Annotated in this window: 10 protein-coding genes and 1 other RNA gene; 6 read left to right on the forward strand and 5 right to left on the reverse strand. The window is 35.0% G+C overall.

What is annotated here, in order from left to right; all coding sequences use genetic code 11:
• Nucleotides 1–34: 34 nt before the first annotated feature.
• Both L2586_RS06255 and L2586_RS06260 read right to left on the reverse strand, forming a co-directional pair.
• Nucleotides 35–1,531, reverse strand: a complete 1,497-nt coding sequence (locus tag L2586_RS06255) for an SUMF1/EgtB/PvdO family nonheme iron enzyme (RefSeq protein WP_235291941.1) — start codon at nt 1,529–1,531, stop codon at nt 35–37.
• Nucleotides 1,532–1,597: 66 nt separating this feature from the next.
• Nucleotides 1,598–2,611, reverse strand: coding sequence for a PorP/SprF family type IX secretion system membrane protein (locus tag L2586_RS06260; protein ID WP_235291942.1), 1,014 nt, complete (start codon nt 2,609–2,611; stop codon nt 1,598–1,600).
• A 72-nt stretch (nt 2,612–2,683) separates the two neighbouring features.
• Here L2586_RS06260 and porU point away from each other — a divergent pair, with 72 nt between their 5' ends.
• Both porU and porV read left to right on the forward strand, forming a co-directional pair.
• Entirely contained in the window at nt 2,684–6,484 is a 3,801-nt protein-coding gene (gene porU, locus L2586_RS06265) for a type IX secretion system sortase PorU (RefSeq protein WP_235291943.1), read from the forward strand.
• 38 nt (nt 6,485–6,522) lie between these two features.
• A complete protein-coding gene (gene porV / locus L2586_RS06270) occupies nt 6,523–7,740 on the forward strand; it encodes a type IX secretion system outer membrane channel protein PorV (RefSeq protein ID WP_235291944.1) in 1,218 nt (405 codons plus the stop codon).
• A 59-nt stretch (nt 7,741–7,799) separates the two neighbouring features.
• Here the strand turns inward: porV and rnpB are convergent.
• Nucleotides 7,800–8,187: RNase P RNA component class A (gene rnpB / locus L2586_RS06275), an RNA gene on the reverse strand.
• A gap of 121 nt (nt 8,188–8,308) precedes the next feature.
• Between rnpB and L2586_RS06280 the strand changes: the two genes are divergently transcribed.
• The 4 genes from L2586_RS06280 to L2586_RS06295 all read left to right on the forward strand — a co-directional run bounded on the left by L2586_RS06280 (nt 8,309) and on the right by L2586_RS06295 (nt 13,449).
• Complete coding sequence (locus L2586_RS06280) at nt 8,309–11,116, forward strand: sensor histidine kinase (RefSeq protein WP_235291945.1); 2,808 nt, start codon at nt 8,309–8,311, stop codon at nt 11,114–11,116.
• 47 nt (nt 11,117–11,163) lie between these two features.
• Entirely contained in the window at nt 11,164–11,652 is a 489-nt protein-coding gene (locus L2586_RS06285; protein ID WP_235291946.1) for a sterol desaturase family protein, read from the forward strand.
• Nucleotides 11,653–11,693: 41 nt separating this feature from the next.
• A complete protein-coding gene (locus L2586_RS06290; protein WP_235291947.1) occupies nt 11,694–12,884 on the forward strand; it encodes a serine hydrolase domain-containing protein in 1,191 nt (396 codons plus the stop codon).
• Nucleotides 12,885–13,014: 130 nt separating this feature from the next.
• Nucleotides 13,015–13,449, forward strand: a complete 435-nt coding sequence (locus L2586_RS06295; RefSeq protein ID WP_284284689.1) for a serine hydrolase — start codon at nt 13,015–13,017, stop codon at nt 13,447–13,449.
• 165 nt (nt 13,450–13,614) lie between these two features.
• Here the strand turns inward: L2586_RS06295 and sucD are convergent, their stop codons facing one another.
• Nucleotides 13,615–14,490, reverse strand: coding sequence for a succinate--CoA ligase subunit alpha (sucD, locus tag L2586_RS06300; protein ID WP_235291949.1), 876 nt, complete (start codon nt 14,488–14,490; stop codon nt 13,615–13,617).
• Nucleotides 14,490–14,801, reverse strand: a complete 312-nt coding sequence (locus L2586_RS06305) for an FtsB family cell division protein (protein ID WP_235291950.1) — start codon at nt 14,799–14,801, stop codon at nt 14,490–14,492. Before L2586_RS06305 ends, sucD begins: the two co-directional genes overlap by 1 nt.
• Nucleotides 14,802–14,860: the final 59 nt, after the last annotated feature.

A 14,860-nucleotide genomic window follows, 5' to 3' on the forward strand; every position in this document is an offset into this window, starting at 1 on the left:
AAAACGAGAGGACTTTAAATTAAGTTTATTAAACTTATTTATATCTTCTTTTAACTTTTTTGTTCTTAGTCTTAAACTTATTACCAGCCGTATCCTCATTTCCTTCAGGACCACCAACTCTTGTCATTGCACATCTAAAACCAATAGTTCTATCTGCTTTGTCCTCATCTTTAAATCTTCTCGCACCAGGTGATAGCCAATAAAGTCTATCTGCCCAAGAACCACCTTTTATAACTCTTGACTTGTCATTAATCAAAGTGTGGATTCCATATTCGTAATTTACGAACTCATCATCACCATCTTTGTAGTTCTTAACATTAGCAACTTTATGGTTTTCTCTTCCTAACACATCATCATCACTAACAGGCTCCATCTGAATTTTACCTAAACTATCTTTTTCAACCGGAACTCCATTTTCATCTAATACCTTCTGCATAAATTCTCCTCCTCTATAAGGATTCAAATCATGATTCTCAGAATCTCTCAATGTTGTACTTGTCATCGGTCTATATACATCCGCAGTCCACTCACTTACATTACCTGCCATATTGTATAAACCAAAATCATTCGGTAAGAATGATCTAACATCTGCTGGTATGTGTGCTTTATCATTTAATTTTCCTGCAATACCCATGTAATCACCTCTTCCTCTCTTATAATTCGCAAGCATTCCTCCTTGCTGTTTATTTCTCTTCTGGTACCTTGCTGTATTTCCATTCCAAGGATATATTCTACGATCTGTGATTAACTCATCTTGAGAAGTCGCTTGATTTCCTTGCAACGCTAATGCTGCATATTCCCACTCTGCTTCTGTCGGTAATCTATAATCAGGCAACATGATTCCATCTTCGAATCTTACTGATCGCTCTCCTCCAGATCCTAGGTCTTTAAGATTTTTTCTTACATTTCCTTGATACTGTCCAGCTAAGTAAGTTTCAGTGTTGAAATTATCTGAATCCACTTGATCAGGTGAAGGATTTAAAATTCCTCTTTCTATTAAAAGCATTTCATTCACACGGTCCGTTCTCCAAGCTGCGAATTTACCTGCTTGCTTCCAACTAACACCTACCACTGGATAATCATCATACGATGGGTGTCTGAAATAAGTTTCTACGAACGGCTCATTAAATGAAAGCTCCTCTCTCCATACTAATGAATCAGGCAATGCCTCTCTCCATACAGCAGGATATGATTGATAAGTTTTCTTTGTCCAGTATAAATATTCACGATAGTCAATATTTGAAACTTCCGTTTCATCCATATAGAACGAAGAAACCGTAACTCTTCTTGGAACATTATCCCATTCGAACGTTACATCTTCTTCCGTTAATCCCATCATAAATGTTCCACCTTGGATAGGAACGAGATTCGGTCCAGTTTTCTGACCTTCATAATCTAATTTCTCGAAGCCTCCCCATTCTGAATCATTATATTTCCAACCTGTAGAACTAGAACGTTCTGATTGCTTACATGATCCCAGAATTAATGCTGGAAGTACTAAAACTAAACTTAGCCTTAATAATTTTTTCATTGTCAAACCTTTGTAATTACCTTTTAATTAATTTCTTTTTCTAAAACACATATTGTACCAATTATATTATCTAAACAATTGGAAACAATCATTAATATCCGATCTTTTCTTAGTTTCTCCTATTAAGAAGCTAATGCCTATTTCATGAGATCCTCCACTATTGGAAGAAAGTTTTGAAACAGTTAGATCGTAACTATACCCTATTTTAAGGGCTCCCTGCGTAATTCCCGTTGAAAAAATTACTGCATCAGGATTTTCATTTGCATGCCGATACCATGCTCCTAAAAAAAAGACACCCAAATTGCTATATGCCCCTACATTTAATTGTGTAGAACTGCCTTGTTTAACATATAGGATGTTAGGTGAAATAAACGTCTCTTCCCCTCCAATATTGTAATTATTAATTTTTATTTGGGCACCAGCCTGTAGAGAAACGCGCAAAGGTAGCCCAGAATACAATCCTGAATTAATATTTGTGAAATTTTCGGAAGGAGTATTAACATGCTTTAAGGAAGTTCCTAAATAAAATTTAGGATTATATAATAACATACCCACTGAGGCATCTATATAATTCTTAAATAATTGATCTGGTTGTACTTCAGACGTAGGATAAGGAGTGCCTCCAGGACTAATTCCTCCAAATTCTGGGTCTAATTGATCAAAAAATATGAGCTTATCCCAATCTATCCTATTTTGTACTCCTGCAGCCTCTATTCCTATTTTCAAATAAGTATCACCTTTTAACCGTGCTCTGTATGCATAAAAAAGCGCTACTTTATTATGCACATATATACCATTCCCTGCATTATCCGCTAGAACATTTACCCCGAAACCACTTTCCACACTTTCAAAATACTGATCATATGACGCAGAATAAGTGTTATATGCAAATGGTATTAAAGGCCACTGCATACGATAAGATAAAGAAACTTTAGGATTATAAGTGTTACCAGTGAATGCAGGATTGACTTGAATTGGGTCAATGTAAAATTGCGAAAATACTGGATCTTGGGCCTTCACAAGCCCAGCCCATATCGTAATGACTAAGAAAAATATAATATATCTAAATTTTTTATTCAATCTTTCATCGTATTTTTGCAATAGTAGCTTATTAATTTCGTTTCAATTTAACGTAATGGATCAACTAAAAGTATGAAACTAATCAATACATTTCTTCTTGTAATTCTCTTTTCAATTGTTTATCAGTTTGATATTTCAGCGCAAACAATTGTAACTAAGAAAATAAACTGGTCTAAAAGTACTGAAATTCCTGAAAATGATCTAACTGCTTATTCATTTGATCGATCTTCTATCAATCAAGAAAATAATCTTCATATTTATTCTGACCAATTCCCTGTTAATAAATATGGCGATATCCAATTCGAAATCATTGGTTACCAGTCAGAAGAAACATCGATTACTACAAAAACAAATATCCCTACTTCCATTTCAGTTAATAGTCACATCGCTCAAGAAAGACGAAATTATAACGCTATTTATTCTTTTATCCCTTTTATTAAAAATAATAATACGGGAAAAATAGAAAGAATAACTGAAATTAAACTCCAATATAATACCACCTCAAATAACCTATCTAATTTCAGAGGTGGTCCTGAATTCAAAAATAGTTCTATTCTAAAAGACGGCAAAATCTACAAAATAGCAGTTTCTGAAAGTGGCATTTACAAAATATCCAAGGACGACCTAGACAAACTTGGTATCGAGAGTGATGGGATTAATCCGAAAAAAATTCAAATCCTCGGAAACCCCAATGGAATGAATCCAGAGGAAAACAGTGCTGATATTTATGATGATTTAATTGAAAATTCAATTTTTATTCAAGGTGAAGCTGATGGCAGTTTCGACAACAGTGACTTCATTCTTTTTTATGCTCATGGACCTCATACATGGAATCCTGAAGACAACTATACCCACAATATTTATGATGACAATAATTACTATTTCATAAAAATTGGAAGTGTAGACGGGAAGCGTGTACAGAATAAACAAAATATAACTGGAAATAATACTTTCTCATCCAATTACAATACTTATAGACGCTATGAGAAAGATGTCTATAATTTACTTGGTGACTTCTCATCGACTCAAGGTTCTGGGAAACTTTGGTTTAGTGAAATTTATAGTTCTAATAGAAATCAAGATTTCACTTCATACTTTGCTGATCCTAATTTAGATACAAATGAAGACGTTAGTGTAGAAATTCAATTTGCAGCAAGAGACCGTATTTCTTCTAAGTTAAACCTAAAAATTGACGGCGTCACTAATTCCATTAACTTCAATGGTGTAAATGTTTCTAATATAGAAAGTAAATATGCTGATTTAGAAAAAAAGGTTTTTACTCAAAAGCTTTCCTCCACTTCACCAGAAATTTTTCTTGATTTTGGAGTTTCTTCTAATGAACCAACAGGTTGGCTTGATTACATTCAACTTACTTATTCTGCCAAGTTAAATTATAGTGGACAGCCTATTGTTTTTAGAAAGACAGAATCGAAAGATCTATCTCTTTATGGATTCAACATTAACACTACCCTTTTCGGAATGCAAATTTGGGATATATCCAATCCAGAGAATGTCTTGAACCAAGAACATGAGAATTTCAAGTTTTCTTATGTTCCAAATGGTATTAATGAATTCGTTGTTTTTAATCCTACAGCTGAACACAAAAAGGTAAGCATCATAGGAGAGATTGAAAATCAGAACCTCCATGCTATACAATCTGCAGATCTAGTAATTATATATCATCCTGATTTTCAAGAGGCCGCAGAAAAACTAGCTATGCATCGAGCGGATTTCAGTAATCTAAATGTAGTTGCTGTTTCTGTCAATCAAATATATAACGAATTCAGTTCTGGTCGAGTGGATGTTCCTGGCATCAGAAACTTTGCAAAAATGATTTATGAAAGAGATCCTAACTTTAAATACTTATGCCTCATAGGGGATGGATCTTTCGATTATAAACATATCAACGCGAGCGCTTATGGCGACGATAGTTTCATACCTGTTTACGAAACTAGTGAATCATTGAGCCCTATTAGAGCATTTCCATCAGATGATTTCTATGCGCTACTAAATGACCAAGAAGGAGGAAACTTAAAAGGTGGACTTGATCTCGGTGTCGGTAGAATCCCAGTGAGAACAGCAGATGAAGCGAATCAAATTATAGATAAGATTATTAATTATGATACCAATCTCGATACTTATGCTGACTGGAGACTGCGTATAGGTTTCTCAGCTGATGATGAAGATAATAATTACCATGTTCGGGATGCTGACGGAATTGCAGAAGCAGCAAGATTAAAATATGAAAATTTTAATGTTGAAAAAATGTACTTCGACGCATACCCTCAAGTTTCCACACCCGGCGGAGAACGTTATCCTCTTGCAACGGATGCTTTGAATAACAACATATTCAAGGGTATGTTAACAATGTGCTATTTAGGACATGGTGGTCCTACAGGGTGGGCTCAAGAAAGAGTATTAAAACTTGAAGACATTGAAAAATTTGACAATGAAAACAAATTGCCTCTTTTCATAACTGCTACTTGTTCGTTTACTGGATATGATAATCCAGCTGGTCCATCTGCAGGTGAAAAACTATTTCTAAAAGAAAAAACTGGTGCTATTGCTTTAATGTCAACTGTTAGAGCTGTGTATGTTAATCAAAATGAGAGATTAACTCGAGCTGTATTTGATACCATCTTTACTAAAGATGCTGGTGAGTTTATGGGTATCGGTGAAATTTTAAGAAGAGCTAAAAATTCGAATGCTGCGGATACATTAGATGTGAATGCTAGGAAATTTCAGCTAATAGGTGATCCAGCACTTAAACTTTCTATTCCAGAGCATCAAATAAAAACGACTTCTATCAATGGTGTCACTATAGATAGTGATTATACGGCAGATACGATTAAAGCCTTACAAAAAATGACTTTCGAAGGTTTTGTTGCTGGAGAGGATGGAAATATTATGAGTGATTTTAATGGTGTCGTATATACTTCTGTTTTTGACAAGGTAATTCAAGCAAAGACCTTAGCAAATAACACCTCTAGTTCTGAAAGAGCATTCAACTTGCAGAAGACGATCCTTTTTAAAGGTCAGTCCGTTATTGAAAATGGTAAATTTAAGTTTGAATTTTATTTGCCATCTGATATCAATTTCGATTATGGCAATGGAAAGATCAGCTTATATGCTAAAAGCGGCAATATAGATGCTTCGGGTAATTTTGAAGATTTTATAATCGGAGGAAGCGATCCTGCTAACGCTGATGATAATCCGCCACTCGTAGATGTTTATCTTAATACGGAAGATTTTGCTTTTGGAGGAATCAGTACTTCTAATCCAGTTCTGTTAGTTAAGTTGCAGGATGATTTTGGAATTAATGTCGCTGGAGTCAGTGTAGGTCATGATCTTGTAGCAGAATTAGACAATAATAGTAAGGAACGTTACATTTTGAACGATTTTTATGAGGCGGAATTGAATGATTTCCGAAAGGGAATCGTAAGATTTCCATTAAAAGACTTGGAACCAGGGAAGCATACATTGAAAATTAAAGCTTGGGATCTTTCTAATAACTTAGGTGAAGGATACACTGAGTTTTTTGTAACAGATGACGAGGGTGATCAATTGGAACACGTATTCAATTATCCTAATCCATTCAGTACCAATACGCTTTTCCAGTTTGAACACAATCTTCCTGGCACCGAATTAGAAATTCTTATAAATATATATAATGTATCAGGTCAAATAGTAAAGACGATAGAACACCTCGTACTAGATGATGGTTTCAGAATAGATGATATCTCATGGGATGGCCGAGATGACTACGGTCAGAAAATTGCAAATGGTGTATATTTGTACAAAATAAATGTACTAGCTAATCAGTTAGGTATTAGGAAAGAAAGTAATTTCGAAAAACTAGTAATTCTAAAATAATAAATCGCTTATATTTGCGCCTCTAAATTTTACAACTAATGATTAAAAATCTAAGTATCTTAACAATTCTACTTATGTGTGGGATTAATGCCAATGTAACAGCACAAATTTACGATGTTGAGCAAGGGTGTTTAGTAGAATCACTTGGTGGACCTTGTCTCCCAAACACATTGTTAACAGCAACTCCATTTCTAAGAATCAATCCGGACGCGCGATCTGGTGGAATGGGTGATGCAGGAATTGGGGTTTCAGCAGATCCTAATGCACTACACTATAATGCATCTAAGTTAGCTTTCGCTGAGAATGACTTAAGTTTATCTGCTACATATACACCGTGGTTAAGACAACTAGGATTACAAGATGTATACTTAGCTTATCTTACGGGATATAAAAAGATCAATGATTTACAAGCTCTGGGTTTCGGAATTCGATTTTTCTCTTTAGGGGATATTGCATTTACTGATATTCAAGGAAATCCAGCCGGTACGGGAAAACCTAGAGAATTCGATATTTCATTCGCATATTCTAGAAAACTAGCAGAAAATTTTTCTGCTGCTTTAACAGCAAAATATATCTATTCGAATTTAGCTGCAGGCCAGCAACTTTCGCCAGGTGTGGATGTATCTATTGGTAATGCATTTGCAGCGGATTTATCGCTTACTTACATGATGCCTATCAATATGGGAGATTATGGATCTGATCTTACGATCGGTTTAGCGGTAACGAACATGGGTTCTAAGCTTACTTATACAAGAGATGCAACAAAGGATTACTTACCAGGGAATCTAGGAATCGGTGCCGCGTGGAAAATTGATTTCGATGAATACAATTCATTTACCATTGCTGCAGATATCAACAAGTTATTAGTGCCAACACCTGTACCATTTCAGGATACTGAAAATTATGACAAGGATGAAAATGGAACCCCAGATTATAAAGAATTGTCCTTTTTTAATGCAGCAGTGGGTTCATTTGCGGATGCTTCAGGTGGATTTAGCGAAGAATTTAGTGAAATATATTACTCTTTAGGAGTTGAATACTGGTATGATAATCAATTCGCAGTTAGAGCTGGATACTACTATGAGAGCCCATTAAAAGGTGATCGCCAATTCTTAACTGTTGGATTAGGAATAAAATATAATGTTTTCGGAATGAACTTGTCGTACCTCGTACCTACGAGTAGCCGAAAAGGACCGCTAGATAATACCTTAAGATTCGGTCTGATCTATGATTTCGGATCAGCTGGAATCGAATAAAATAACTCTAGTTTCAAACTAAAAAAGGAGCATTCAAATGATTTGAATGCTCCTTTTTTAATAAATACATAATAGTAAGCCGGATTCTGTTCACATTTCTGTGTTCTATCATTTATCTGGTCACGCCAAAGACGTGATCTAAGCTGCCTACCCCTTTTAGATTCTTTCGATATGCAACGAGTCATTACATCATCCTATGGATGTCTAAAATGTACATGGCATTTCAACTTGCGAGGTTTGTCTACATCCTTTATTACTAAAGAAGTCGTGAGCTCTTACCTCACGTTTTCACCCTTATCACACCAAGGCATGACGGTATATTTTCTGCGACACTTTCTGTTAGTCAGTCTTTTCTGACTGACCACCCTATTATTAATAGGCGCAATGCTCTACGTTGTCCGGACTTTCCTCCATATTATAAAATACAGCGATAGAATATTATGCCCCACAAAGATATGACAATAAAACTATTAATAATTGAAATCCAATTAAATAGAAATCATACAATTCATATTAAATTATATTATAATATATATTATTCTTATTTTTACTTTGTTAAATAGCTTAAATGACGAAGTCCATACTTACCAAGACTCCTTTCAAAGACAACAAAATTGCTATTGCGGTTATATGTTATCTACTCATCGTACTATCTATCATTGGATTTTCAGCCATTGCTAAATGGACAATCATCAATTCTGGCTTAAGCTACGACTTTGAAAACCTCTTAAAACTTGACTTCAAAAGTTATTTCAGTTTATTGGGGATTGTCTTCCTAATTTTACTTCAATTTTATGCTACATATCGACTAAGTATAAAAATAAAGTCACTCGAATTAAATAACTGGAGTCGTTTTTCTTGTTTGATCAGTTCCGTTTTACTAAGTATTCCTATTTATTATCTTTTCAATTTCCAAATGGGTTACTTCCCATTTTATCTTTCTATTACTAGTTTTCTCTTCTTAGCAGATCTCTTTATAGATCGAAGGGACACCAGCATCATATGGATCATATTCTGGATGATCACCCTATGTAGCTTGTCTGCCGTTTTATTATTTAACTACTATCTCAAGTTTGACCTGAATACGAAAGTAGATTTCGCGAAGTCTTTGGTCAATGAAAAAGATGATACATTCATTTCAGAACTCCGAGCTTTCGATCAAAAAATAGATGATATCAACTTATTATCATTTCTAGACTCCATTCCAAATCCGCTAAAAATCCATAAAGTAGAATTCAATCAGGTACTTTCAGATTTCGTCAATGATTATGAGACGATCGATGCTAAGAGCAAGGCTATATTCAATGCTTTTGACAAATTCGAAAATTCCATGGTTTATGATCAATTTACGACCATGGCATTCTACAAGGACTTTATAAAAAACAGTATCGCCATAGATACCAATATCTACTTTGAACCAGTAAGTAATACTTATGTTCTTCGAAAAAACCAAGATATCCGATTACATCCTGGTGGTCCATTTACCGTATACTTTGAATTTCTACCACTAGACAAGTTTAATACCCCTGCTAAACTACTTTCACACACCTTCCAGAAATACCATGAAGAGCCAGATTATGGAGTCTATATAAATGGTGTATTGAAAAACACGAATGGGTATCACTTTAATAAGCTTAGCAACAAGGCTAAAGAACTCAAGGTTGGAAAATACATCAGCTACAATGAAAAGAATATTTCAAATTTAATCTACAAAGTTGATGATCGGACAGCGGTTCATGTTCAGAGCAAGTTTGCAAGAATCATTAAACCTATCTCCCTATTTTCTTTCTTGTTTATTCTAATGGGAATAACACTGAGTATTATAGCGCTTTTTAACACGAAGTACAAATTTCTACCGCCTCAGTTATTATTGAAACTGAATAATATATCATCTCTAAGACGGCGAATCCAACTTTCCGTAATTACATTGAGTATCTTCTCATTCGTAGCGATCGGAGTGGTAACCATAATCTATTTCCGATACTTATCTAATGAATACGATATGGATCTTATAGAGGAGAAAAACATTGCGATCACAGCTGATGTATCTGCACGACTTCAAAACATTGACAATTCAAGAAATGCGCTTAGGGTATTAGAAACAAATATTCATGCTATTTCTGAAACTCATCAAGTAGATATACACCTTTATGATGATAATGGAAAGCTCATAAATTCATCAGCTCCGAAATTATTTGAATTAGGATTTTCACCTAATCTAATCAATACCGCATTGCTTAACTTGCTAAAATCAAATAATGGCGTCTATTCGAGTCCAGAACTGAGTAAGGTCGGAGACTTAAGCTTTAGGAATATCTTCATTCCAGTGAAATACGATGATATCAATGAAAATTTAGCATATCTGCAGCTTCTTCACGCTCCGCAAATTAAGACACAGAACAATGTAACCGATTTCGTCGGAACACTTCTTAATGTGTATGTATTCTTATTCCTATTGGCAGGTGCGATAGCCTTGGCTGTGGCTAATTCAATTACAAGACCGATAACAGTTCTAGGTGACCAGATCAAAAATTTCAAGCTCGGAAGAAAAAATAAAAAATTAGAATGGGATAGTGAAGATGAGTTAGGAGAACTCATTTCTAACTATAACAATATGGCTGAACAGTTAGACGAATCAGCGATGATGATTGCGAAAACAGAGCGGGAAGGAGCATGGCGTGAAATGGCTAAGCAAGTGGCTCATGAAATCAAGAACCCATTAACGCCAATGAAGCTAAGCATTCAGTATATGCAACGTGCGATTGGCTCTAGTGAAGATCCTAAGGAACTTGTGAATAATGTTTCTAATACGATTATAGAGCAAATCGACAATTTATCACAAATCGCTTCCGAGTTTTCAAATTTTGGAACAATGCCGCAGGGAAATAATGAGAAAATTGTATTGAACGAAATCGTCGAAACCATTCACGATCTATTTAGAAAGAGAGATGACATGGATATATTCATGACAGAGCCACTAGATGAAATATATGTATTTGCAGATCGGAATCATCTCATAAGAGTGCTTAATAATATTCTCAAAAATGCTATCCAAGCCATTCCTACAGAGCGGAGAGGAAGAATAGATCTAAAGCTATATAAAAAGACAGGTCTTGCTGTGGTTGAGATTAAGGATAATGGAATTGGTATTCCAGACCATATGAAAAATAAAGTTTTCACACCTAATTTCACTACGAAAAGCAGTGGTACAGGACTTGGTCTAGCTATTGCTGTAAATATGATGGAGTCCTTTAATGGTCATATTAGATTCACAACGGTTCCTGATAAAGGCACTACCTTCTATATTGAAATTCCATTAATGCATGTGAAAGATAATTTCGAAGATGTGGAGCGAATATCATTAGAACTAAATTAGCAAAACATTTTTTTTCATATCTTGTTATTCATATAAAAGCAGATAAAATGACTTGGTTACTGTATGTTGGATGTGTTATAGGGGCGTATATAGGAATGGAATTCATGGCTTGGTTTACTCATAAGTATCTGATGCATGGTCTATTATGGTCATGGCATGAAGATCATCACAAACCGCATGAAAATGACGGATTTTTCGAAAAGAATGACCGTTTCTTTTTAGTATTTGCAATTCCGAGTGCTGCCTGTTATATGCTGGGAGCATACTATCCTGACTTAAGATACTTGCTATATATTGGTATAGGAATTAGTCTCTATGGACTAACCTACTTCCTTATCCATGATGTATATATTCATCAGAGATTCAAATGGTTTCGACAATTAGAAAGTCCATATTCGAAAGCTATCCTTAGAGCGCATGGAGCACATCATGCAATACAAACAAAGGAAGATTGTGAATCATTTGGCTTGCTAATCGTTGCAAGAAAATATTTTAAACGCCGATCTGAAAGAAAGCGCGCAGCAGCATCTTCCTAATTTTGAAAAAGTTAACCCCACCATTTTTAACCACATGGACTATGTGTCTAGTCCTTATTTGCTGTCTTGCTAGCTGTAGAGAGCAAGAGAAGACTATTATATACTCTGAGCCTGCCATTATAGATACTTTTGATCAAGAGCTAGTTGTCATTGAAAACATAGATCTTGCCCTTAAAGTAGATTCCTTGTTTAATGAGGCCTTGAAGGAATTACAGATTTCAGGAGCTGCTGTTTCAATCCTAGATGGTAATACTGCTGTTTTACAAAAAACATATGGTTATAGTGATGCTCGATCTAAGGTACCACTTACAACTAAAAGTGTATTTCGAATAGGATCAGTTTCTAAATCCATAACAGGCGTACTTTCTGGGATATTATTTCAGCAAGGCAAAATCAACTTTGACGAACAGGTCTCCCAAGTAGATCCTGATTTCTCATTCTATAATTCAAATTATACCAAAGATGTAAAATTATCTCATCTACTTTCACACACTTCTGGCCTCCCCTATCACAGTTATACTAACCTCGTAGAATATGGACTTCCTCTTCATAAAATAGTATGCAGATTTAGTGAAATTATGAACTTAGAATCACCAGGAAATGTGTACAGTTATCAGAATGCAGCTTTTGCAGAAAGTGGCGCTGTATTATCTCAAAAATTACATATGCCTATACAAAATATCTATAAGACTTTTCTTTTCGGTCCATTAGGTATGAAATCAGCATCTACTTCTTATGCTGACCTGAAAGATTCTGATAATTTTGCTAAGCCGCATAAAAAAATAGCTGGTATATGGATACCCCAGTCCGTAAATAAAAAATACTATAATGCCATTCCTGCTGGAGGTGTGAACGCAAGTATAGAAGATATGAGTAAAATAATGAGATTGCTCTTAGGGAATTTCCCAACAATGCTAGCTGATTCAACCATCAGCATTCTTACTACCCCTACAATAGATACAAAAGTTAGATACCGTTATTATAAGAAATGGGAAAATTTCGATAAATCCTACTATGGCTATGGTTGGCGAATTCATACCTTCAAAGATCCAACAACAGGTGTTTCAGATACTTTAATCCATCATGGTGGGCAGGTTAATAATTACCGAAGTGAAATTGCAATTGACCGAAAGAATGGGATTGCGATATGTGTTTTATTCAATAGCTATACACCATTAGCGAATACGGTTATTCCAAAATTACTAGAAATAGTTAAAGCCATTCATAAATAGGGTCTCTAATTCGTTTTGTAACTTGTTTCCCGTATTGCTTACTTAACAGCTTGCAATATCATTCGAAATTTTCTACTACGAATGAATCAATATTTTTGCTAAGCCGCATAAAAAAATAGGAGGTAAATGGATACCCCAGTCCGTAAATAAAAAATACTATAATGCCATTCCTGCTGGAGGTGTGAACGCAAGTATAGAAGATATGAGTAAAGTAATGAGATTGCTCTTAGGGAATTTCCCATCTACGCTAGCTGATTCAACCATCAGCATTCTTACTACCCCTATAATTGATACAAAAGTTAAATACCGTTATTATAAGAAATGGGAAAATTTCGATAAATCCTATTATGGCTATGGTTGGCGAATTCATACCTTCAAAGATCCAACAACAGGTGTTTCAGATACTTTAATCCATCATGGTGGGCAGGTTAATAATTACCGAAGTGAAATTGCAATTGACCGAAAGAATGGGATTGCGATATGTGTTTTATTCAATAGCTATACACCATTAGCGAATACGGTTATTCCAAAATTACTAGAAATAGTTAAAGCCATTCATAAATAGGGTCTCTAATTTGTTGTATTCATTGACTACTGTATTGCATTCTTAGTAGCTTGCAATATCATTCGAAATTTTCTACTACGGATGAATCAATATTTCTGATAAAAAAAAGAGGCTGCACTAAAAGTACAACCTCGATTATCTTGAGTAATATTTGAAAGTAATTAATTACCCTTCTATTACTTTTTTCATTGTAATTCCTATTTCAGCTGGCGAGTGAACAACATGAATTCCACATTCTGCCATAATTTTCATTTTAGCTTCAGCAGTATCATCTTTTCCGCCTACTATAGCACCAGCGTGGCCCATAGTTCTTCCTGCAGGCGCTGTCTGACCAGCTATAAAACCAACAACTGGTTTCTTATTTCCTGTTTCTTTGATATACTGAGCTGCAAGCGCTTCGTAATTCCCACCTATTTCACCGATCATTACAATCCCTACTGTTTCAGGATCGTTCATAAATAATTCGATTGCCTCTTTAGTAGGTGTTCCCACGATAGGGTCACCACCAATACCGATAGCAGTAGAAATACCAAGACCAGCTTTTACAATCTGATCAGCCGCTTCATAAGTTAGCGTACCTGACTTAGATACAACTCCTATATTTCCTTTTTTAAAGACAAAACCAGGCATGATACCCACCTTAGCTTCTCCCGGCGTAATCACACCAGGACAGTTAGGTCCAATTAAAGTACAATCTCTATCTTGGATATAAGATCTTACTTTAACCATGTCTTGAACAGGAATTCCTTCCGTAATACAAATGATAACTTTAATACCAGCTTCAGCAGCTTCCATAATAGCATCTCCAGCGAAAGCAGGAGGAACGAATATTATAGTTGTATCTGCACCAAGATCTTTAACTGCATCAGCTACTGTATTTTTCACTGGTTTGCCTAAGTGTTCTTGACCTCCTTTACCCGGAGTAACACCACCAACAATGTTGGTTCCATATTCTATCATTTGCTCTGCGTGAAAAGAACCTTCTTTTCCAGTAAAGCCTTGTACTATTATTTTTGAATCCTTATTGACTAATACACTCATTAATTTTGTCTTTTTTCTATGATAAAAACATCTTCGTCGTCTTTATGTAAATAGTATTTTTCTCTTCCATACTTCTCTTGATTCATTTCTAAATCTTTCTTCTCGATCTTTGCGTTTTTGACATCTTCTAAAATATTAGCATATTCTTGCTCTAGCTTTTGTGTGGAGTTTTTCAACTTCACTTGTGCAAAGAAATTATACTTATCAAAAAACAATAACCAGCCTAGAAAAATAAATATCGTAATAACATACTTATTAAACCATCTTTTTCTAAACTTAAGAAAATTAGAAGTATCAGTCTTCTTTTTCATAATGAACCATTTACATATAAAGATAATTGATTATTCGTTAATAATCTATTTTGAATCGC

The organism is Portibacter lacus, from assembly GCF_021533215.1.
Taxonomy (GTDB): domain Bacteria; phylum Bacteroidota; class Bacteroidia; order Chitinophagales; family Saprospiraceae; genus Portibacter; species Portibacter lacus.